Annotated in this window: 21 protein-coding genes and 1 pseudogene; 16 read left to right on the top strand and 6 right to left on the bottom strand. The window is 41.7% G+C overall.

Features of this window, described 5'->3' with window-relative positions; all coding sequences use genetic code 11:
- The first annotated feature begins 2 nt into the window (after positions 1-2).
- Positions 3-374, top strand: a complete 372-nt coding sequence (locus ACW0TQ_RS11420; protein ID WP_042529369.1) for a DUF423 domain-containing protein — start codon at positions 3-5, stop codon at positions 372-374.
- 43 nt (positions 375-417) lie between these two features.
- On the opposite strand, the gene ACW0TQ_RS11415 is transcribed toward ACW0TQ_RS11420, so the two are convergent.
- The 4 genes and pseudogenes from ACW0TQ_RS11415 to hemQ form a co-directional block, all read right to left on the bottom strand.
- Entirely contained in the window at positions 418-669 is a 252-nt protein-coding gene (locus ACW0TQ_RS11415) for a hypothetical protein (protein WP_042529371.1), read from the bottom strand.
- Between the two features lie 87 nt (positions 670-756).
- Positions 757-1,188: a spore coat protein GerQ gene (gene gerQ / locus ACW0TQ_RS11410; protein ID WP_042529373.1), complete on the bottom strand. Its 432-nt coding sequence runs from the start codon at positions 1,186-1,188 to the stop codon at positions 757-759.
- A 68-nt stretch (positions 1,189-1,256) separates the two neighbouring features.
- Positions 1,257-1,682 (bottom strand): annotated as a pseudogene (locus ACW0TQ_RS11405) (cell wall hydrolase).
- A 127-nt stretch (positions 1,683-1,809) separates the two neighbouring features.
- On the bottom strand, positions 1,810-2,559 hold the full coding sequence (hemQ, locus tag ACW0TQ_RS11400) for a hydrogen peroxide-dependent heme synthase (RefSeq protein WP_042529375.1): 750 nt from the start codon (positions 2,557-2,559) through the stop codon (positions 1,810-1,812).
- Positions 2,560-2,946: 387 nt separating this feature from the next.
- On the opposite strand from hemQ, the gene pta reads away from it, so the two are divergent.
- A complete protein-coding gene (gene pta, locus ACW0TQ_RS11395; protein WP_042529377.1) occupies positions 2,947-3,921 on the top strand; it encodes a phosphate acetyltransferase in 975 nt (324 codons plus the stop codon).
- 116 nt (positions 3,922-4,037) lie between these two features.
- Here the strand turns inward: pta and ACW0TQ_RS11390 are convergent, their stop codons facing one another.
- A complete protein-coding gene (locus tag ACW0TQ_RS11390) occupies positions 4,038-4,877 on the bottom strand; it encodes a lipoate--protein ligase family protein (protein WP_256705235.1) in 840 nt (279 codons plus the stop codon).
- Positions 4,878-5,044: 167 nt separating this feature from the next.
- Between ACW0TQ_RS11390 and ACW0TQ_RS11385 the strand changes: the two genes are divergently transcribed.
- From ACW0TQ_RS11385 to ACW0TQ_RS11340, 10 genes are all read left to right on the top strand, one after another.
- Complete coding sequence (locus ACW0TQ_RS11385) at positions 5,045-6,346, top strand: HD domain-containing protein (protein ID WP_042529381.1); 1,302 nt, start codon at positions 5,045-5,047, stop codon at positions 6,344-6,346.
- Between the two features lie 6 nt (positions 6,347-6,352).
- Complete coding sequence (locus ACW0TQ_RS11380; RefSeq protein WP_042529382.1) at positions 6,353-6,859, top strand: YwgA family protein; 507 nt, start codon at positions 6,353-6,355, stop codon at positions 6,857-6,859.
- A 64-nt stretch (positions 6,860-6,923) separates the two neighbouring features.
- Positions 6,924-7,433, top strand: coding sequence for a YwhD family protein (locus ACW0TQ_RS11375; RefSeq protein WP_256705234.1), 510 nt, complete (start codon positions 6,924-6,926; stop codon positions 7,431-7,433).
- 316 nt (positions 7,434-7,749) lie between these two features.
- Positions 7,750-9,114, top strand: coding sequence for an adenylosuccinate lyase (purB, locus tag ACW0TQ_RS11370; RefSeq protein WP_256705233.1), 1,365 nt, complete (start codon positions 7,750-7,752; stop codon positions 9,112-9,114).
- Positions 9,107-9,619, top strand: coding sequence for a GNAT family N-acetyltransferase (locus tag ACW0TQ_RS11365; protein WP_042529423.1), 513 nt, complete (start codon positions 9,107-9,109; stop codon positions 9,617-9,619). Before purB ends, ACW0TQ_RS11365 begins: the two co-directional genes overlap by 8 nt.
- A gap of 19 nt (positions 9,620-9,638) precedes the next feature.
- Positions 9,639-10,421, top strand: a complete 783-nt coding sequence (locus ACW0TQ_RS11360) for an amino acid ABC transporter substrate-binding protein (RefSeq protein WP_455725675.1) — start codon at positions 9,639-9,641, stop codon at positions 10,419-10,421.
- A 150-nt stretch (positions 10,422-10,571) separates the two neighbouring features.
- The gene (locus ACW0TQ_RS11355; protein WP_042529427.1) at positions 10,572-11,249 is read left to right on the top strand and encodes an amino acid ABC transporter permease; all 678 of its coding nucleotides are present in this window, start codon (positions 10,572-10,574) and stop codon (positions 11,247-11,249) included.
- A 12-nt stretch (positions 11,250-11,261) separates the two neighbouring features.
- Complete coding sequence (locus ACW0TQ_RS11350; protein WP_042529429.1) at positions 11,262-12,011, top strand: amino acid ABC transporter ATP-binding protein; 750 nt, start codon at positions 11,262-11,264, stop codon at positions 12,009-12,011.
- On the top strand, positions 12,004-13,146 hold the full coding sequence (locus ACW0TQ_RS11345) for an amidohydrolase (RefSeq protein ID WP_455725674.1): 1,143 nt from the start codon (positions 12,004-12,006) through the stop codon (positions 13,144-13,146). Before ACW0TQ_RS11350 ends, ACW0TQ_RS11345 begins: the two co-directional genes overlap by 8 nt.
- Positions 13,139-14,500 (top strand): MmgE/PrpD family protein, encoded by a 1,362-nt coding sequence (locus ACW0TQ_RS11340; RefSeq protein ID WP_455725673.1) that lies wholly within the window; start codon positions 13,139-13,141, stop codon positions 14,498-14,500. Before ACW0TQ_RS11345 ends, ACW0TQ_RS11340 begins: the two co-directional genes overlap by 8 nt.
- 62 nt (positions 14,501-14,562) lie before the next feature.
- Here the strand turns inward: ACW0TQ_RS11340 and ACW0TQ_RS11335 are convergent, their stop codons facing one another.
- Positions 14,563-16,575, bottom strand: coding sequence for a transglycosylase domain-containing protein (locus ACW0TQ_RS11335; protein WP_455725672.1), 2,013 nt, complete (start codon positions 16,573-16,575; stop codon positions 14,563-14,565).
- Positions 16,576-16,877: 302 nt separating this feature from the next.
- Between ACW0TQ_RS11335 and ACW0TQ_RS11330 the strand changes: the two genes are divergently transcribed.
- The 4 genes from ACW0TQ_RS11330 (at position 16,878) to ACW0TQ_RS11315 (ending at position 23,027) form a co-directional block, all read left to right on the top strand.
- Positions 16,878-17,309: a YwiB family protein gene (locus ACW0TQ_RS11330; protein WP_042529435.1), complete on the top strand. Its 432-nt coding sequence runs from the start codon at positions 16,878-16,880 to the stop codon at positions 17,307-17,309.
- 182 nt (positions 17,310-17,491) lie between these two features.
- Entirely contained in the window at positions 17,492-19,162 is a 1,671-nt protein-coding gene (gene argS / locus ACW0TQ_RS11325; RefSeq protein ID WP_341173366.1) for an arginine--tRNA ligase, read from the top strand.
- A 474-nt stretch (positions 19,163-19,636) separates the two neighbouring features.
- Positions 19,637-21,745: a (Fe-S)-binding protein gene (locus ACW0TQ_RS11320; protein WP_455725671.1), complete on the top strand. Its 2,109-nt coding sequence runs from the start codon at positions 19,637-19,639 to the stop codon at positions 21,743-21,745.
- A gap of 88 nt (positions 21,746-21,833) precedes the next feature.
- Positions 21,834-23,027 (top strand): acetyl-CoA C-acetyltransferase, encoded by a 1,194-nt coding sequence (locus ACW0TQ_RS11315; protein ID WP_256705225.1) that lies wholly within the window; start codon positions 21,834-21,836, stop codon positions 23,025-23,027.
- The last annotated feature ends 23 nt before the right edge of the window (positions 23,028-23,050 follow it).

Here is a 23,050-nt window from a genome sequence, read left to right as displayed (position 1 = left end):
AGATGAAGTTATTTTTAATCATTGGAGCTATCCTTGGATTTCTGGCAGTTGCTTTTGGAGCATTCGGTGCACACGGTCTGGAAGGAAGGCTGTCCGAAAGAGCCTTAACAAATTGGGGCAAAGCGGTAGATTATCAAATGTTCCACACCGTAGCCATTGTTGCAGTTGCGCTTCTTTTAGGAAAATTTGAAGGAAGCAGTCTCTTTGCATCCAGCGGCTGGCTGTTCTTAACAGGTATTATTTTATTTTCAGGAAGTTTATATATCTATGCTTTAACCGGCGTCAAAGCGCTTGCGATGATTACACCAATTGGAGGATTGGCCTTTTTGGCAGGCTGGGTTCTTTTGGGGATAGGCGCGATGAAATTAGTATGAAAAAATGCGTTTTAGCCTTTGATTTTTAAGGTTAAAACGTTTTTTATATATAAAAGAAAAGAGAAGTAAGAAATATAAACAATAAAAAAGCCCGGATAACCTGTTTCATGGCATCGGAAGCTCTGTGTGTATACAGCAAAATGAAAACATTACTGAGCATGCTGAATACAAAAAGATAACAAGCTAGGAATAAAAAGAACATCCATCCTGTTATCCAGGCAAAAATCCCGGCAAACAGGCCGCCAATTATTGCAAGCATTTCCATGCGTATAAATTTTTCCAGAGGGTGTCTCATTTTAATCTCCTCGCAATACACACATTTTAAGGTAAATAAAGCGTAGACTTCATGAATGTCTACGCTTTATTTACTGCTTCTATTTCTTTATCTTGGATTGTAGTTGGATAATTGGCCCTGATTGCCGCCATATGGGTAAGAATAGTTGATTTCCTCATCAAATAATACATAATCGAGATACACCATTAATAATAAGAAACGACGATTGGAGTCTTCCTCCCGAATTAAAATATGATCCCGTCCGGCTTCCTCAATATAGCCTCGAAATGACGTTGGCTGCTGTCCTTCAAAGGTCAGATAAAAGGTACCTAATTTTCCGCGGTTCAACCGTAAAATATTCTCAATAAACGATTGCTGGTTGGTTAACTGTCCGCCGCCAGTTCCATTGCTTGGCTGGGCATACTGCCGAACGGAATAAGCTGGATAAAAACTACCTGTTGCCTGCGGATAATAATAAGGGTTTGGGTAGTAAGCCTGGTTATTATTCACTGGCTGATTTGGATTCATTTGATCACTCATAAGTTCACTCTCCTTCAAAATAAAAACGTGATGCTATACATGCAATATAAAAAGTTATCCATCTCTGTCTACCGAAATACAGTTGGACACTCCTCTGCAGATGGTGCATAAAAGCAATGTGATTTAAACCTTCCCGTATTCCATTGACCGTACCATTGGTCAGGACAGGGTTCTTTAGGCATAAAGAACCAAAGTGAATTGGAAGCAGGATGCTGCATCTTGCCTTGAAGAGCTCTTCTTGTAAGACGTTTTTCGGATTCTCTTGTCCGTTGATAAAAATATCCTTTCTGCGTTGCTTCAAATCCTCCAGGACTCTGAAAAAGCCTGGTCGATATGGTCCGGATATCCGTGAAATCTAAACAATCCGCAAGAACACGGTTAGCCCCTGTATTACCTGCCATCAACATGCCAAGATCGCCGTCTCCCTCTGCCTAAGCACGCATTAGTCGGGCGAGTAAATCAACATCCGCTTCATTATGAGCAATAATAGCCATAGACCGACCTCATTTCTTGAAAATCTTCGGTGCAAGCTCATTAATGATATGTATGTAGGAGAGTGTATTTTCATGATTATTTTTTCACGAAAAAAAGAGGCCGTTTCAGCCTCTTTAATAAGTGAGATTATAATGCAAGATAATTAGCAAGCTCATCTGGTGCTAAGTAATTACCCATGATGAAATCACCAAACTCTGCATATTTTGTGGTTACTTCATCAAAACGCATTTCATAAACGATTTTCTTAAACTGCAGCGGGTCATGAGCAAATAATGTTACGCCCCATTCCCATTCATCCAGTCCAATCGAGCCAGTGATGATTTCTTTTACTTTACCGGCATATTTACGTCCGGTCATGCCATGCTCATAAAGTAATTTGGTACGTTCTTCTTTCTCAATAGCAAACCAGTTTGCTTCCGGTTCGCGGCGTCTTGCCATTGGATAGAAGCAAGCATGCTCCCATTTCGGCATAATCGGTCTTAAGCGCTCTTTAACATATGGAGAAAGCTCGCGATCCTCACCGGCTTTCATTGGATCGTGCATTGTCATTTCAATAATGGATACATAAGAATAAGCAGGGATTAAGAAGTCACCTAATACCGATTTATTGATAGCTCTTTTGATTTCTTCCAGCTCGTCCATTGTTTCACGTAAGAAAATAAACATCAGATCTGCTTTATTTCCGACAACTTTGAATATACTATGACTGCCTTCTTTATTTTCTTCTACGGTTTCCCATTGTTTGATAAGTTCTTCAAACTCTTGTATTGCTTTATTTCTTTCGTCTTCAGAAATGGATTTCCAAGATGTCCAATCAAATTGACGAGTATCATGTAATGCGGACCAGCCATCTACAGTTACTACTGCTTCTGCCATCGTTCATACACTCCTTCACATAAATTAAATACTGAATCACTATTAACTATAGCATAACCAGAGGGTGTGAATCATATAAAAAAAGGCACAAAATCATGATATTTTACGTATTGTCAAGGGTTTGTCAAAATTAGAAAGAAGTGCAAGACCAATTTTTGAACATACTTGATTGAAGAGGATGGATGAAAAATGGGAGAAGTTCTTCCTCCTGTGAAAGGAAAACAGATGTAATCCTTTACATTGATTTTTCGGGGTTCAAGGCTTTATTTGTGCCGATAAATGGTATATCATTAAAGAGAATTTGAAGGTAAAAAACGAATTTTTTTTTCCAAACAAAAAGTCCGTAACTATCATTTTAATATGTTAATTATTATAGGAGGTTTCATCATGGGTTTATTTGAACAATTAACAGAGAAAGTAAAGGGAAACGGCAAACGTATCGTATTTCCAGAAGGGTTAGACGAACGTGTCTTAACAGCAGCAGGACGTCTGGCGGAAGATGCTGTGCTGACACCTGTCGTTATCGGCAATAAGGAAGAAGTAGAAAAGAAAGCAGCAGATCTTGGTGTACAAGCATCTGGACTAGAAATAATTGACCCGGCAAGCTATGAAGGCTTCGGGGAAATGGTTGACGCTTTTGTAGAAAGAAGAAAAGGAAAAGCAACCGAAGAAGATGCAAAGAAAATTCTTTTAGATGAAAACTATTTTGGTACGATGCTCATCTATTTAAATAAAGCAGATGGTCTGGTAAGCGGTGCTGCCCACTCTACAGCAGATACCGTACGCCCGGCATTACAAATTATTAAAACAAAAGAAGGCGTGCAGAAAACTTCCGGTGTATTCATTATGGTAAGAGATGAAGAAAAATATGTATTTGCTGATTGCGCGATTAATATTGCTCCAGACAGCAATGATCTAGCAGAGATTGCTGTAGAAAGTGCGAAAACAGGAGCGCTATTCGATGTGGATCCGCGTGTTGCTATGCTCAGCTTCTCAACTGCCGGTTCTGCAAAATCGCCAGAAACAGAAAAGGTTACCGACGCTTTAACGATTGCAAAGGAAAAAGACCCTTCTCTTGTAATCGATGGAGAATTCCAATTTGATGCTGCTTTTGTTCCAAGTGTTGCAGAGAAAAAAGCACCGAATTCTGTTATCAAAGGGGATGCTAATGTATTTGTATTCCCAAGCCTGGAAGCAGGAAACATTGGTTACAAAATCGCACAGCGCTTAGGAGGATTTGAAGCAGTAGGTCCGATCCTGCAAGGGCTGAACAAACCCGTGAATGACCTGTCCAGAGGCTGCAGTTCAGAAGATGTGTACAACCTGGCACTTATTACAGCAGCTCAAGCAGCAGCTGAATAATCAATCCATAAAAACAGCCTGACCGGAATAGTTGGTCAGGCTGTTTTTGTATGCATTTTGAACATGTGCTTATCATGTAGAAACGTCTGTAAAACTTTTACGGAAGGAAACTTCGTTCAAATATTTTCATTCCGTTTTATCATTTGCTGGTACCTTTTATCAAAATTTTTCTGCTCTGTATCCTGCATCGGCATGGTAATGATTTCTTCTGTCAGCCCATTTAATGTATCCATTACACGCTGTTTCACTTCTTCGACTGTTAAAGGAATTCCCAGTAAATCAGAAAGGGAAGCCATCACATCAGGGGTCACCTCTGGATAAGTAAAGGTAGTCTCTTCATTTTGTTTGGCAATATGATAAAATTCCCGAATTAAGGAAGCGCGTGCCTTACTGTTTCCTTCGATATCTAGATAAATTTGTACGGAGATTCCTTTTTTGACCCGGCGCTGAGAAATACCAGCGAATTTTTTTCCGTTAATACTTAAATCATAATCACCGGGACAATAGGAGCCGACAATTTCATAGGCTTCCATAGCATCGGTTAGATCTGCAAACATGGCCTGGACAAACTGAACCATCGCCTCATAACAATCGTAAATGGATAAGTCATTTGCGCCGGGGATAATCAGGGAAATATTAAGCACGCCTTCATCCAGAGCAACCGCAAGGCCCCCTGAATTGCGGACAATCCCTTGATAATTTTTTTCTTCTAGAAATGCCATCCCCGCATCAATATGAGGCAGGCGAGAATCCGGGATACCTAAAACAATGGTATCTGGATGCACCCATAAACGGATAACAGGAGGAGAAGCTGCTTCACTGACGGAAATAGCCAGAGCATCATCCATAGCAAAGGAGGCGAGGGCTGTATTCGGTTTGCCCGCCACCATTGTTGCTGTGGAATGGTCTATATAACGAAATGTTTTATGTCGAATAATTTCTTTCCAATTTTTCATCGTGTTCATCCTAAACCTTTCATCAACTGTTTAACTATATTATAATATATTCAAAGCATATATGGAAAAGAAGTATAAGAGGCTTCTTTAAATATACAGAGATAAACGGAAACTTAACTGGATAACTATACGAAAATTTTTAGGAAACTGCGGATGGAGATAATGATATGGCATATAAAGATGAACAATTAATAGAAGAAAAGGTATTCAAAGATCCGGTCCATCGGTATATTCATGTCCGTGATCGGGTTATTTGGGATTTGATCGCTACACCGGAATTTCAGAGGCTCCGCCGGATAAAGCAACTGGGAACGACGAATCTGACCTTCCATGGTGCAGAGCACAGCCGTTTTAATCATTCGCTGGGCGTCTATGAAATAGTCAGAAGGATTACCACCAATTTTGCAGACCGGGAAAGATGGGACAGAGAGCAGCGGCTGCTGTGTCTTTGTGCTGCGTTACTGCATGATTTGGGGCATGGGCCATTCTCGCATTCGTTTGAGAAAGTGTTTAAGCTGGATCATGAGCAGTTTACACAACAGATTATCTTAGGGAGCACGAAGGTCAATGAAATCCTGAAAAAAGTATCAGCTGATTTTCCTGTGAAGGTAGCAGATGTGATTGCCAAGACATATTCAGATAAGCTTGTTGTCAGCCTGATATCGAGTCAAATCGATGCGGATCGAATGGATTACCTGCAGCGCGATGCGTATTTTACCGGGGTAAGCTACGGCCATTTTGACATGGAGCGTATTTTGCGCGTCATGCGGCCGATGGATGATCAAGTTGTGATTAAATCAACGGGGATGCATGCGGTCGAGGATTATATCATGAGCCGGTATCAAATGTACTGGCAGGTTTATTTTCATCCGGTTACGCGGAGTGCAGAGGTTATCCTGTCAAAAATTTTTCAGCGGGCAAAGGTGCTTTACGAGGACGAATCGTATCAATTTCAGCTGGAGCCGACACACTTTATTTCCTTTTTTGAAGAAAAAGTGCAGCTGTCCGATTATTTAAAGCTGGATGATATGATTGTATATTATTATTTTCAGCAATGGCAGGAAGAAAAGGATGCTATATTGGCTGATTTAAGCTACCGGTTTATCAACCGTCACTTATTTAAATATGTGGAATACAACCCGGACCCGCAAATCAATGCAGGGATGGAGCTGTATCAGCTGTTTAAAAAGGCAGGGATTGATCCAGACTATTATTTAGTAGTGGATTCATCGTCCGATTTGCCGTATGATTTTTACCGGCCGGGAGAAGAGGAAGAACGTCTGCCAATCCATCTGTTAATGCCTGATGGCGGTTTAAAGGAGCTGTCCCGGCATTCCGATATTGTTGAAGCAATCTCTGGTAAGAAAAGGACGGACCATAAGCTGTACTTTCCTAAGGACAGCATACAGCGAATAGAAGATACGGATTTGAAGAAACGAATTTTAGATATATTGTACGGGAAGGAATGACCATTTGTGTTAGACAACCATGCGAAACTGCTCTATTTTTTCTCTGAAGCCAGGCAAGTGACAGGAAGAAAGAAATTACAGAAAATGATTTATATCTTACAGCAAAGCCGGGTTCCCTTTGAAGAAAAATATCAATTTCATTTCTACGGACCCTATTCAGAAGAATTAACGTTGCGTGTCGAGGAACTTTGCAATTTACATTTTTTAAAGGAAGAAAAAGAAGAAAAAAGCAATTATCATCAATATCACTATTCCATCACGGAAGATGGGGAAACTTTCTTAAAGCAATTTGAAGTGAACATGCCGGATATCAAGAATCAAATTAACCTTTTACAGGAGTGCAGCGCCCGCTTTTTAGAGCTGGTCTCGACGATGTTATATTTTTCTTATTTGTCAAAGGAAGAAATAATTGATAAAGTGCACACCGTAAAGTCGAAGCTGAAATACACAGATGAGGAGATGACAGAAGCATTCCGATTTATGGACGAGCTGCGGAATAAGTCTTCTCACTAAAAAACCTTTTTAGAACATGGTAGAATGAGACAAAGGTCAGAATGAATGTCAGGAGGGGAATACAATGACGGAAGAAAATAAAAAGAAGAATACATTTACGATTATAAAAGATGATTCAACGGACGGGCACGGCGGTTATGGAGCAGGAACAGTCAGTCTGGAAAATATGTCATCGATTATCGTCGATCCGAATGAAAATAAGGCATATGTGGATATGGATGCGATGCATGCAAGAAGTTCCGTAGAGCGCCGTGTGAAATGGATAAGAGATCGGGAAGAAGTGCAAGGCGGAAAGCTGTATTGGATTGTCTGGGTAACGGTGGAAAAAGGAGAAAATGGGCCTTACTACGCTGGTGTTGCCGGCAGTGAGATCCGCGTGAACCGGGAAATCAAACGTGCGTATAAATCCATGGCAGAGCATGTGAAGCATATGGAGAAATCCTTAAAGGGCAAAATTATTGTAGAGCACATGGATGATCATTCTAAAAAGTTACTGGGCGACTTCTTAAAAGAATTCAAACCAGAAATGTGGGAAAACTCTACTGCAGAGCTGAAAGAGCAATTAGATATTTAAACCAAAACAATGACAAAATTGTGAATGAATTATGAACATATTTAGAAATTCTTGTACTTTTCTCAAATCCTTTGTAAACTATGAGTACATGGGCTGAACTCATGTTTACTAGGACAAAAAAGCGGTTCGTATCGAATTAATTCGATACGAACCGCTTTTTTGTCCTATTTTCATAATAAATGACGAACTATATATAAACTTAAATTAAGTCAGATTAATTTAAAAAAGGTATTGAAATTCGACAATTATTGCTATAAAATACACTAAAACGATAAGAATTATATAATTTATTTCGAAAAGAGGATTAAGAAGATAAATGGGATCACATGTTATTGATTTACGGATGTTGCAAAATAATTTTAGCACAGAGGAAATGCGCCAGATTTGGAATGATGAAAATAGATTACAGAAAATCCTTGATGCAGAGGCCTCTCTTGCGCTGGCTCAAAGTGAACTTGGTGTCATTCCGGAAAAAGCGGGAGAAACGATTGCCGAAGCAGCCAAAATAGAGAATTTTGATGTAGAGGATATTGCGCAGGAGGCAGTAAAATTAAAGCACTCGCTAATGGCTACGGTCAATCAACTGCAGAATCTGTCTGGTGAGTATGGAGAGTTTGTTCACTTTGGTGTTACTACCCAGGATATTACGGATACCGGAACCATTCTGCAATTAAAAGAGGCGCATCAGATACTATTTAGAGATATGAAAGAAACTGCACAATTGCTGGTTGAACTTTCAGATAAATATAAAAATACACCAATGGCTGCACGGACACATGGCATGCAGGGGCTTCCTACTACATTTGGATTTAAGCTGGCAGTAGTCTTAAGCGAATTTGACCGTCACCTGCAGCGTTTGAAAGAAGCAGAGCCACGTACTTTTACAGGTGTTCTTGCCGGCGGAGTAGGTACATATGCAGCGCTTGGCAGTATTGGTCCGGAGGTAGAGACGAAGGCATTGGATAAACTGGGCTTATCTACACCAGATATTTGCTGGCATTCCTCTCGTGACCGTATTTCGGAGTATGGATCCATTCTTGGACTTGTCAGCGGATCATTAGGCAAGCTGGGTAATGAATTCTATAACTTAATGCGGACAGAGATTGATGAACTGGAAGAGCCGTTTCAAGCAGGAAATGTTGGTTCGACAACCATGCCGCACAAACGAAATCCCGCTTTGTTTGAAGGAATTGCGAGCTTGACCAAACCTGTTTTACACAGTGTGAGTCTGCTTCATGAATCATTGATTATGGATCATGAACGGGATGCAAAAAGCTGGAGAAGCGAATGGGTAGCGTTGCCGGAAATTTGTTTATATCTATCTTCTCAGCTTAAAACCACAATTAATGTATTAAAAGGATTGATTGTGAAGCCGGAAAACATGCTTCGTAATTTGAATATGCAAGGCGGCTTATTATTATCCGAACGAATTATGTTTGCGTTGTCAGAAAAGGTCGGCAAGCAGACCGCTCATCACCTGGTATACGAGCTGTCTATGAAATCCTACGAAGAAAATATTCCGTTTAAAACAACGCTGACGGAAAATGAAGTGGTAAGCAGCGTATTATCAGAGGAGCAAATTGAAGATTTACTGGATCCGAGCCAATATACCGGTTTGGCAAGTGAAAAAGTAGAAGAAGTCATTGCGCAAATAAAAAAAGGAGCTCTTTTACATGGGTAAACTAGCATTCTATCAAGCTACTGAAGATAATGTATCAGAAATAAAGGAGCTCACATTAAAAGCTTATGCATCCATTCGCGACCTTGGCATTCATTTTGCTGCCGCAACAGCAGATGATGCACTGGTTAAGAAAAATATAAATGAAAATATATGTTTTTATATGAAAGATGAGGATGCTACCGTAGCGACTGCGTCCATTCGGATGCCTTGGAGTCCGCATCACGGCCCCTATGAAATTCCGCATATTTGGTGGGTAGCTGTCGATCCGCAATATAAACGAAAAGGATATGCATCTAAAATTCTTGATTTTGTGGAACAGGATTATTTAGCTCACCAGCTGCATTGTCCATCGGTGAGTCTAGGAACAGCAAAAGAGCACCCTTGGCTGGCAGATATGTACATCAAGCGTGGTTACCAGCCGGTCGGAGAAGCGGATCTTGGAAAGGGTCATCAGACGGTTTATTTGGAAAAATTATTATTGGGCACAGAATATAAAAAGAGATAAGAAGGCGGGTTATAGAAAAATGAAAAAATTGATATTGCTAGCAGGAAGCATTGTTTTAATAACCATTCTAGCAGCATGCGGGGATTCCGGCAGCTCTGAAGAAGGTTCGGGTGATAACGTACTACAGGCAGGAACAACGGCACAAAGCTATCCAAATAGCTATGAGGAAAACGGCGAATTAGTAGGCTATGATGTAGAAGTATTAGAAACAGCTGCTGAAAACTTAGGCTACGAAGTCGAATGGGTAACAACCGATTTTTCAGGGCTTATGGGGCAGCTGGAAACAGGACGGATTGATACCGTGGCGAACTTTGTGGCTGTAACAGAGGAAAGAGCTGAATCATATGACTTTTCGGTGCCTTATGCGTATGCTGGTGCAACCATTGTGACTCATGAGGATAACGATTTTACAGACTTAGAACAATTTAAAGGAAGAACCGTTTCTGGGGTATTGGGTTCCAATAATGTTAAAAATCTAGAAGCCTTTGATCCAGAAATTGAGCCAAGAACGTATGAAACACGTGATGGTGCGATGAATGATGCTATCAATAACCGTGTCGATGGCTATGTGAATTCGAAGTCTGCCTTGATAGCAGAAATCGAATTAGGAGATTTACCTCTTAAATTTGTTGGAGACCCATTTGTGTACGAAGATATTTCTTTCCCGTTTACAAAGAATGAGGAAGGAGCGGCATTACGTGAAGAATTTGATGAAGAATTAGAAAAGCTTCGTGAAGACGGTACATTGGCAGAAATCTCAAAGAAATATTTTGCCGGAGAGGATATAACCGTACAAGAATAATTTATTTGGCTGAGCATACGAAAACAGAAGTAATGCCGCTGTAAGCATCTGATCTGGATTGATGAAGCAGTCCCAGCTCTGACAGCGGCTTTCACTTTATGATTTGGCTGGTCTTCGTTTTTTGAAGTTTTTCTAACTGGAGGATGACATATGAATTTTAATATAGACTTCGTTTATTTAATAAGTTTGATTCCAGACTTATTACCATTTATACCACTTACATTATTTTTAGCGATTGTTACGATGGTGATTGCAGTTGTTTTGGGGATGGGTATCGCACTGGTGCTGCGCTCAGGTATACCTGTCCTCACGCACTTAGCTATCGCCTATGTTTCGTTTTTTAGGGCAATTCCATCTCTGGTTCAACTTTTCTTAATCTATTACGGGCTGCCGCAGATTTTTCCTGCTCTAAGCGGAATGACGGCGATTGCTGCTGCTATCCTTGGTTTAAGTCTGAAGCAGGCAGCCTATTTAGCAGAAATATTTCGTGCCGCACTCGCTTCTGTTGATAAAGGACAAATGGAAGCTTGTCTGTCTGTTGGAATGACAAGAGTTCAAAGCTTCCGCAGAGTTATTTTGCCCCAAGCAGTACGAAATGCTACGCCTGCAACAGGAAATATTTTTATTGGATTGATTAAGGAAACATCCCTGGCGTTTACATTAGGAGTTGTAGAGTTGTTCGCACAAGGGAGAATACTTGCCGCTTCCTCCCTGCGCTTTTTTGAGACGTATTTAGCCCTGGCGCTCTTATACTGGGCGATGATTATTATTTATACGTTTATTCAACAGGCGCTTGAAAAAAGAATGGAACGGCCATATCAATCATAAGGGAGTACGAATATGATTACGGTAAAAAATTTGAAAAAACAATTTGGATCTAATGTTGTGTTAGACGGAATCAACCTGGAGGTAAAAGAAGGGGAGGTCCTGGCAATTATCGGACCATCTGGCTCAGGGAAATCGACGTTGCTGCGTTGCTTGAATTTATTAGAAAAACCCGATGCAGGGGAATTGATTATTGGAGATAAAAAGATAAACGTTAAAAAAATGTCTTCCAAAGAAATCTATCAATTAAGACAGCAGACGGCGATGGTTTTTCAGCATTATAACCTATTTAAAAATAAAACAGCGTTGGAAAATGTAACAGAAGCGCTGATAATTGCTAAAAAAATGAAGAAGCCAGAAGCTGAAAAAATTGCAATGGAAATACTGAATCAAGTCGGTTTAGGAGACAAAGTACATCAATATCCGGTTACATTGTCTGGAGGACAACAGCAGCGTGTTGGTATTGCGCGTGCGCTTGCAGTGAACCCGTATGCGATTCTGTTCGATGAACCGACATCGGCACTTGACCCGGAATGGATTTCTGAAGTGCTCCAGGTAATTAAAAAAATTGCGGAGCAGAACTCAACAATGATTATCGTGACACATGAGATGCAATTTGCAGAAGAAGTAGCAGACCGCGTTATTTTTATGGCAGATGGAAATATCATTGAGGAAAATACACCGAAAGAATTTTTCCATAATCCACAGTCTCCGAGAACAAAACAATTTTTAAGAAGATTAGGGGCAGGTGAAGAAAATGTTTAAGGTAACAGAAGAACTAGTCAAAGATTTAATCGAAAAACGCAGATACTTGCATCGGAACCCAGAGCTTGCGTTTGAGGAGATAAATACGTCGGCCCACTTAAAAAAATGGCTGGAAGAGAATGAAATCACGATTCTGCCTTTTGATATAAAAACAGGCGTTATTGCAGAAGTAAAAGGGGAGCATGCTGGCCCGACAATCGCTATTCGTTCGGATATTGATGCATTGCCGGTCAAAGAAGAGACAGATGTGCCTTTCCAATCGGAAACAGAGGGGAAAATGCATGCATGCGGCCATGATTTCCATATGGTTTCTATTTTAGGTGCAGCCATTCTGCTGAATGAACAAAAAAATCAATTACATGGCACTGTCCGTTTTATTTTTCAGCCGGCTGAAGAAGTAGCTCAAGGAGCAAAATATCTAGTAGAACAAGGTGTCTTAGAAGGCGTGTGCGGTATATTTGGCATGCATAATAAGCCTGATTTGCCAGTAGGCACCATTGGCGTGAAATCGGAAGGTTTGATGGCCAGCGTAGATAAGTTTGAAATAACGTTTAAAGGTATCGGCGGACATGCAGGGATTCCGCATAATGCGATTGATCCAATCGTGATAGCATCCCAGTATGTAACGAATGTACAGTCGATTATTGCCAGAAGAATTGATCTTTTCCATAATGCGGTCATCAGTATTACAAGCATTAATGGCGGGAATACGTGGAATGTCATACCTGATCAGGTGAAGCTGCAAGGTACAGTCCGAACATTTCAGCCGGAAGCACGTCAGGCTATTCCGGAGTTTATGCAGAATTTAGCAGAAACCACTGCTAAAGGAAATGGCGGCGAAGTCGATTTTGAGTGGGAAAGCTATTTGCCGGTAGTAAATAATGCATCTCAGTATGAACAAACGGTGCGTGAGGCTGCTGTAGAGGCAGGCTATCAAGCCGTAGATGCTGTACCAAGCTCTGGCGGAGAAGATTTTGCTTACTATCAGAATTATATCCCGGGATTCTTTGTGTGGATGGGAGTCGATGGGCCAAAAGAATGGCATCATCCAGAATTTGATTTGCAGGAGGATGCCATTGAAGTAGCAGCAGCATTCTTTGCCACATTAGCTGTAAAGGTCCTGAAAAATGAATAATATGACAGAAGCCCTCGTTCAGAGGGTTTTTTCTGCTCCTAAGTGGGAAGATTTAAAAGCGGATACAAAAGAAAATTTACAAAAAGGGTTATTGGATTATCTTGTTTGCTGCTACACCACTGTTGCATATGATACGCATTTTCCCAACGTATGGAATGCTCGATTATTTCCAGATGCAGCTCACGAGAACGCACTGGTTATTGGGATACGTGAAAAGGGCCACCCCTACGATGCCTGTTTTTTGAATGGATACGCTGCGCATGCCTTAGACTTGGACGATGTCCACTCGGAAATCCGCGGGCATCCATCTGCTGTTATTCTCAGTTTATTAATGTCCTTGATAGAACAGAAGCAAGATACTGCCCGTTTTTTTGAGGCTTATTTAATTGGAGTAGAAGTGATGACACGCATATCCAAAACAGTGGGGAAATCTCATTATGAAAAAGGATTTCATACGACAGCCACAGCGGGAATGTATGGAGCCGTTGCTGCTGGAGCGTATTATATGACATTACAAGAAAAAGAATTTAACCAAGCACTCGACCTATGTGTTTCGCAAATCAGCGGCTCCAGGAGCCATTTTGGAACGCTTATCAAACCGTTACACGCAGGGCTGACAGCGCAAAAAGCGTGGCAGATTCTGCATCTTGTTAAACAGGGTGTTGCTGGTAATGGTAATACAATAACAGCTGAGAATGGATTGTTGTCCATGTTTGGAAATGAAGACAGCAGTATAGACAGTCTGCTTGATGAATGGGGGCTGGAATGGGCTGTTGATAAGCCAGGATTTTGGTTTAAGCTGTATCCCTGCTGCTCAGCGAACGCTCATCCAATTGATGCGACAAAAGCCTTGATGAGGGACTGGGAAGTAGATTTGAAGCAAATCGCTTCGATTCAGCTTTATTTTCCTGAAAACGGTGATGCAGCACTTATCTATACAAATCCGAAAAATGGGGAGCAGGGACGTTTTAGTGCAGAGTATTGTGCAGCATTGCTGTTAACCGGAAGAGAGCTTTCCATGGAGGCTTTTTTGGGGGAAGAGATTCCGGAAGAGGTCAGTGCGTTAATGAATAAAATAACAAGGGTGTATGATGAGAATATTCCATTTGCCTCTGTGAGTTATCCGGCGAATCGATATAGTATGATAGAAATCAGCCTGCGTAATGGGGATATTAAGCAAGCCCGCTGCGATATTCCGTATGGTTCGCCGGGAAACCCGTTGGGACGGGAAGATTTGATAGAGAAAGCAGACAAGCTGCTGCAGCAAAAGGCGATGCCATTTATAGAAGTATTTCAGCAAGAAGAAACAGTCACATTAGAGAAATTGCTTCCGCTGTTAAAAGCAGAAAGCTAATCCAGAAAAAGGACTGCCGGGCAAGGTTTTTTTGAGACCTTGTCCGCAGTCTTTTTCCGCGTTTAGAACAACAAATCAAACCATCTCTCAAGAATCCCTGTGTCCTCGATGACATCATCCCGCTGATCGACATTTCCGTTATGACAGTAACCAAGCGGCTCAGTGCCTTTTTCGTAAAACATGATTCTGCTTTTTTCACAGCTGGTATCGGCCCGTAATCCGCTGACCGGATCGATTGGAAGACCGACGATTCCAGAAGGCATGGGAAAAACATTTTTTCCGTCTTCGTCAATATTCTCCATATAATTTGCCCATATCTCTTTTGAAAAGGCTGCTTCCGCTACATTGGTCATTTCCCGGTGGTCATCATACCCGACCCAAATTCCGGTAGAGATAACGGGGCTATAGCCAATCATCCAGCTGTCAAAATCCGTTGTTCCCGATTTGCCGGCATAAATATCGGAAAGCTTATTTTGCAGACTTGCTCCGGTGACACTGGTGTAGCTATTTAATGTTTCGTCAAACATTCCGGTTAGAAGCTGGGTTAGAATAAACGCTTTTTTTTCATCAAGAACGGGCTCGCTCTCTTCGGGGCTGTGCGAGTAAAGTGTTTTTCCATCTGCATCGGTAATTTCTTCAATAAGATAAGGCGTGACTGCTTCTCCTCCATTAGCAAGACGGGCATAAGCATTCGTCAGCTCAATGACCGATACAGCAGAAGTGCCGAGCGCCAGGGAAGGAACATTATTCAGGTCACTTTCAATCCCGAATTTTTCTGCTGTCTCAATAAATCGTTCTCCGCCGACATAAAGCGCGGTTTTCACGGCGTAGATGTTATCTGATAGAGCAATTGCCTCCGCAAGCGTGATAGGGGCATCTGCATAATACCCATTAAAATTACTCGGCTGGTAAGCAGAACCGTCTGCAAGCTCAAAAGTCGTTGCTTCGCTGGTTAAGGTCGTACTGGCTGTATAGCCATTTTCTAAGGCAGCATAATATAAAATAGGTTTAAAGGTAGAACCGGGCATCCGTTTGGCGTCCATCGCCCGGTTGTAGCTGCTTTCTTTATAATTGGTTCCGCCAATCATGGCAGTTATTGCACCAGTTTGCGGAACAATAGAAATACCGGCAGCCTGTAAGTCGCTGCCTTCCTTAATGGTTTGTGCAGCGGCCTCCTCCATTTCTTGTTGATAATCGCTGTTCAATGTCGTGTGCAGCTGATAACCGCCGAGCTTTATTTCTTCCACATCCTTCTCCAAAATCCGTGCAGCTTCCTTTAATGCTTCATCCTTAAAATAGGACGCTTCTTCCTCAGCTGGAGCCTGCTGCTGATAAGCTAATTCTTCATTTATCGCCTCTTCGTATTCTGTCTCCGTAATCATTTCATTGTCCAGCATTCGATGGAGGATAAGCTGCTGCCTGTCCGTCGCATTTTCCAGGTTATTGAGTGGTGAATAATACGTCGGTCCCTTTGGAATCCCCGCCAGCATACTCGCTTCTGCCAGGGTTAACTGATGAGCAGGCTTTCCAAAAAAATAATTGCTTGCCGCTTCAATCCCGTGTGCTCCGTGACCGTAATAAATGGTATTCATATAGCCTTCTAGAATTTCTTCCTTGGAATAAAACATTTCTAAACGAATGGCATAGAAGGCTTCTTGCAGCTTGCGGGACCAGGTTTTTTCTGCAGATAGATAGAGATTTCTGGCATACTGCTGTGTAATCGTGCTGGCTCCTTCTTTTAACGAGCCGGAAATAAAATTATTCCACAGTGATTTCGCAATCCGGAAATAATCGAGTCCATGATGATCAAAGAAACGATTGTCTTCAATCACCAGACTCGCCTGGACAGCGGAATCATCAATATTTTCTAAAGGGACCCATTCATAAGAGTCTCCAAATGTATCCTCAATCTCATTCCCTTCCCGGTCGTAAAACACAGCAGGAGATTGATTGTTGAGACTTGGAGGACCCATGAGATAGGCTAATAAGTAAACAGCTAAAATACCAGTAATAATCAGCAGCACAACGACGCCAATTAACTTATAGATTAGACGCAGCTTTTTTAATGATTTCATCCTTTATCGTCTCCAAAATAAATATGTCTTTACAAAATGGTGATACTGGAGTTTATTTATTCTCTCTATTTATTATGGAAAAAGAACGCCTTTTATAAACGTGTAAAACGAAACTTGATTTAGGGGACCGTTTTTCCCCGCTCATCTTAAACAATTTTTTCCGTATCAGTTAGGGGAAATTACAGACGATCATGCCGTGATAAAGTTTTTTAAGCAGCAAGAGTATTGCTTATCATGGTGTTTTAAAGATATAATAAGTACACTATAAATATAAATTTGTAAACAAGATTAAAGGAGTACGTATGCAACATAATTCCGAACATGTTACTATTACGCTGAAGACAGTGATTTATGATGTAGATTCCGGTGAACAGGAGACGCAGGAACAATCCTTCACGGGAGAATGGACGAAGAAAGGCAGCATCGATGTACTTAAATACGAGGAAGTAAATGAAGAAGCCGGAACGATTCAAAATATGATTATGATTCGGCCGGAGCGTGTCTCGATTAAGAGAACGGGTGTCATCCAAATGAATCAGCAATTTCAATTAGGCCAGAAAACAGAAAACATTTATCAGCATATGCATGGCAATATTCATATGGAAACTTTTACAGAATCGATTTCATTTACAGAGGATGCCATGCCGCGGGTGCTTGATATGAATTATACGATGAAGCTGAATGAACAACTCGAACGGAAGCATCAGCTCAAGCTTCAATTTTCAGCAAAATAAGCAAAGATTTTCCCGCCTTTAAGGAATTGGGAGCAGGTAAGCGGGAGAGAAATTGCCAAAAGTACCCCCGTGACAGAAGTGGCGGAGCGTTAGTGGGATTCCTTTCTGGCATAAGAGCAGTCCACCTGTATGTCGTGTTCCTTAAACTGCCGGCGGGGATAGAAACAAGGAGGAAATAAGGAATGAATGTACTAGCACAAACAGAAGAAATATTAAAAGCGCAAATTCATACAGCTGTTCTTGCTGCAGAGCTTGCGACGGAGGATACGATTCCGGATATTATTCTGGAAACACCGAAGGATAAAGCACATGGTGATTTTGCCACCAATATTGCGATGCAGCTGGCTCGAATTGCGAAAAAAGCACCGCGTCAAATTGCAGATGAAATTACAGCCAACTTAGATAAGCAGGCAGCGTCTGTTGAAAAAATTGATATTGCCGGACCCGGATTTATCAATTTCTATATGAAGCAGGATTTCTTAGGGGAAGTCATTGAAACCGTACTGGGCGCTGGAGATGCTTACGGCACTTCAAAAGACGGGAACGGAGAAAAGGTTCAGGTTGAATTTGTTTCTGTTAACCCGACTGGTGACCTTCACTTAGGCCATGCGCGAAATGCTGCATTCGGGGATGTATTATGTAATCTTTTTGCAGCTGCAGGCTATGAAGTGGAGAGAGAATATTATATTAATGATGCAGGAAACCAGATCAACAATCTTGGCTTATCTGTAGAGGCACGTTATTTACAGGAATTAGGGCAGTCCGTAGATATGCCGGAAGACGGCTATCATGGGCAGGCAATCATTGATATTGCGAAAAACCTTGTGAAAGAGAAAGGGGATGCCTGGGCGGAGAAATCTCATGAAGAGCGTCTCGATTATTTTAAAGAATATGGCTTAAAGGCTTCCCTGCGTAATATTGAAAATGATTTAAAGGATTTCCGTGTTGAATTTGACAGCTGGTTCTCCGAGCGTTCTCTTTTTGAAAACGACCAGATTGATGCTGCTTTACAAGTATTGGAAGATGGCGGCTATACGTATGAAAAAGACGGTGCATTATGGTTTAAGACGACTGCTTTTGGTGATGATAAAGACCGCGTCCTTATTAAGCAGGACGGAGCATATACGTATTTAACACCAGATATTGCTTACCATAAAAATAAATTAGATCGCGGTTTTGACCAAATTATTAATGTGTGGGGCGCAGACCATCATGGATATATTCCAAGAATGGGAGCTGCTTTGCAGGCGTTAGGTTATCCAGTTGAGAAATTCTCCGTGAAAATTATCCAAATGGTTAATCTGTTTGAAGCCGGGGAAAAGGTAAAAATGAGCAAGCGTACCGGGAAAGCTGTTTCCTTAAGAGAGCTGATGGATGAGGTAGGAATCGATGCGGTCCGTTATTATTTCGTAGCGCGTTCCAATGATTCGCAGTTAGACTTTGATATGGACCTTGCCAAATCACAATCCAATGATAACCCGGTTTATTATGTTCAATATGCTCATGCACGTATTTGCACGATGCTGGAACAGGCGAAGAATAAAGGATTTGCAACAGATGGGGATTTTGATGCGTCCTTATTGACCGCAGAAAAAGAACTGGACCTGCTTAAAAAAGTTGGAGAGCTGCCGCAGGTGATCGCTGAAGCGGCAGACAAACAAATGCCGCATAAAGTCACGCAGTATGTATTTGACCTTGCTTCTACACTGCACAGCTTCTACAATGCAGAAAAAGTATTGGATGGAGATAATCCGGAGCGTACCAGCGCGCGTATTGCTTTAATGAAAGCAGTGCGTCAAACACTGGCGAACGGCTTGGGTATCTTAGGTGTGAATGCACCGGAGAAAATGTAAGAAAGAAAATGATATGAAAATCCTGCAGAGAAATGGTTGATTTCTTTGTGGGATTTTTTTAAAACAACATTTTCGTAAAGTATACTGAAAGGAAGTTATTGATCGTATTATCATTATGAATTAAACTATATTATTTCATTAAAAAAATATTCATGCTTGGTTCATGGAACGGTCATCAATAAACGAGTCCTCGTTATGAGAGAGCAGGTAACCAGAGAAAAAATAATTTTTCAGTCTCCTGCTAAAGATCATGAGAGGATTATTTTTGTTTTTATCAGCTATGATGAACGCTATCAACAATCTAAAGGATATTATTAACAGCAAACATAATAAACCGCTAAAAATTATCATAATTTCCTCCAAATAGGTTGACTGAATGTTCATTCATGTTTTAAAGTAGAGATAGAATTATTTTTTACACAGATATGAAAACGCTGTCAATTTATATTATAATATAAAGAGGGGGGAATCATCTTGGATACATTTCTGATGATTAATTGGATAGCATTTATAGCCATAACAGGCTATGCATTATTCTTATTTGCCAAAATCATCGCAACAAGAGTGGCCTATATCAGACTCGGTAAAAAATCAGAGTTTGACGGCGAGATAAAGCTGCGGATCCAACGCATTATAAAAAATGTATTTGGCCAATCGAAGCTGTTAAAAGATAAAAAATCTGGTACGATTCACGTGATGATGTTTTACGGCTTCATTCTGGTTCAATTTGGAGCCATTGATATGTTTGTCAAAGGGCTGTCGCCGGGGAATCATCTACCGTTTGGCGTGCTTTACCCGGGATTTGTCTTTTTTCAAGAGCTTGTTACCTTAATGATTCTGGTGGCGGTGGTATGGGCTTTTTACCGCCGTTATATGGAGAAGCTCGTTCGTTTGAAAAGAGGCTTGAAAGCAGGGCTTGTCCTTATTTTCATTGGAACATTGATGATTTCTGTGCTGTTCGGAAATGGAATGGCAATGATTTGGCATGGACATGAATTAACATGGACGGAGCCGGTTGCCAGTGCTGTTGCCGGGTTATTCGGCGGCATTTCAGCAAGGGCAGCAATGGTTTTATTCTATATTGCCTGGTGGGTACATACGATAACATTGCTTACTTTCTTAGTGTATGTGCCGCAGTCCAAACACGCACACTTAATTGCTGCACCAATCAATGTCTTTTTGACGAAAAAAGTGCCTGGTAAATTAGAAAAAATCGATTTTGATTTAGAAGATATGGATGAAGAAAGTGAAGAAGAAATTGCTTTTGGTGTCGGAAAGGTAGAGGATTTTAAACAGCATCAAATGGTCGATTTCTATGCTTGCGTGGAATGCGGCCGCTGTACGGATGTTTGCCCGGCATCCGGAACAGGAAAAATGCTTTCGCCGATGGATATTATGATTAAGGTTCGTGATCATTTAACCGAAAAAGGCGCAGCCGTTACTGGAAAATCGGCGTGGGTTCCTTCTTATGCCTTTTCCGGAACTGCCGGCAACCAGGCTTCTGCAAGCAAGGAAGCAGCTGCATCGGTGCAAAGCATGAGCTTGATCGGTGATGTCATTACAGAAGAAGAACTAGCTGGATGTACGACATGCCGAAACTGTGAGGATGCTTGTCCTGTCAATAATGAACATGTCGGTACAATTATCGATATGCGCCGTTATTTGGTCATGACAGAGGGGAAAATGGATTCTGAAATTCAGCGTGCTGTCATGAATATTGAACGTCAGGGCAATCCATGGGGCTTATCGAAGAAGGACCGGATCAAATGGCGTGATGAGGATAAATCGGCTTATATTCCGACAGTGAAAGAGCTGAAGAAGGGGGATAAATCCTTTGAGTATTTATTCTGGGTCAGCTCGATGGGGTCCTTCGACAGCCGCAGCCAGAAAATTGCGCTCAGCTTTGCTAAATTAATGAACCAGGCTGGCGTCAGCTTTGCCATTTTAGGAAACACCGAAGCGAATTCTGGCGATACGGCAAGACGAATTGGGAATGAGTTTTTATTCCAGGAAATTGCCGAGAAAAATATCAAGCAATTTACCAAGAATGACGTCACAAAAATTGTCACGATTGACCCGCACGCGTACAATATATTTAAGAATGAATATCCTGACTTTGGATTTGAAGCAGAGGTCTACCATCATACGCAGCTGCTCTATGACCTTGTCATGTCAGGGAAGCTGAAGCCGCAGAAAGCAATCAATGAAAGATTGACCTACCATGACTCCTGTTATTTAGGGAGATATAACGGCGTTTACGATCCGCCACGGGAAATTTTGAAGGCTATTCCAGGCTTAGAGCTGATAGAAATGAACCGCAGCCGCGAGAACGGGATGTGCTGTGGTGCAGGCGGCGGCTTGATGTGGACGGAGGAAACGACTGGAAACCGGATTAATGTGGCCCGTACAGAGCAGGCATTACAAGTGCAGCCATCAATGATTTCCAGCGCCTGTCCATACTGCTTAACGATGCTTAGTGATGGGACAAAAGCGAAAGAAGTAGAAGAGGATATTGGTACAATGGATGTGGCTGAAATTCTGGCACTATCTGTTTTAGAAGAAAATGAAGAAAAAACAGCATAAAGGTATAGAGAGGATTGACGCCCTCTCTATATTTTCTACTGTCTATTGAACGAGCGTTCGTTCGAATAAATAAGGGAGGCTATATCGAATGAGAAAATCGGTTATTGTTTCAGGGGCACGGACCCCTTTCGGGAAATTTGGAGGGGCTTTAACGCCGTTAACCGCGGTAAATCTGGGGGCAAAAGCAATTAAAGCAGCATTGGAACGGGCAGATCTTAACGGAGCTGATGTAGATGAGGTAATCATGGGAACGGTTCTGCAGGGCGGACAGGGGCAAATTCCGTCCAGGCAGGCTGCTGTAGAAGCGGGTGTCCCTTGGGAAGTGAAAACGGAAACAATCAATAAGGTATGTGCCTCTGGATTACGCAGTGTGACCCTGGCAGATCAATTGATTCGCTTAGGGGAAGAGGATGTCATTGTAGCCGGCGGAATGGAAAGCATGAGTAATGCACCGTACTTCTTACCTGATGCCAGGTGGGGAAATCGCATGGGCGATAAAACGGTGAAGGATTTAATGATTTATGATGGTCTTACCTGTACTTTTACAGGAAACCACATGGGCAGCTACGGAAATGACACAGCTGCTTCCTTTGAAGTAACACGTGAACGCCAAGATGAATGGGCAGCCCGGAGCCAGCAGCTGGCAGTAGAAGCGATCGAATCAGGGAAATTTGCAGAGGAGATTGTTCCTGTAGAAATTCCTGTTCGTAAAGGGGAGCCGATTGTGGTCAGCGATGATGAAACGCCAAGAAAAGGAACCACGGTGGAGAAACTGGCAACACTTCGGCCTGCATTTGATAAGGACGGTACTATTACAGCAGGAAACGCACCTGGCGTAAACGATGGGGCAAGTGCTGTCGTCGTGATGTCAGATGAAAAAGCAAAGGAATTAAATAAAACACCACTGGCAACAATTTTAGGTCATGCAGAAGTAGCAGTGGAAGCAAAAGACTTTCCGCAAACACCGGGCTTAGTAATCAATCGTCTGCTAGAAAAAACAGGTGTATCCAAGGAAGAAATTGATCTTTATGAAATCAATGAAGCATTTGCAGTAGTTGCACTGGCAAGCGGGCAAATTGCGGATATTGATGAGGAGAAAATCAACGTCAATGGAGGGGCAGTAGCACTGGGGCATCCAATTGGCGCAAGCGGTAACCGGATTATCTTAACTTTGATTCATGAATTAAAACGCCGCGGCGGAGGAAAAGGTATTGCAGCGATTTGCAGCGGCGGCGGTCAAGGAGACGCAGTTTTAATTGAAGTACCGTCAAGTGAAGCATGAGTTTAAACGATAAGTTTAAAACC

This window comes from Oceanobacillus sp. M60, assembly GCF_053839645.1.
Note: the sequence above shows the minus strand (reverse complement) of the source record. Positions and strands in the feature narration are given on the sequence as shown.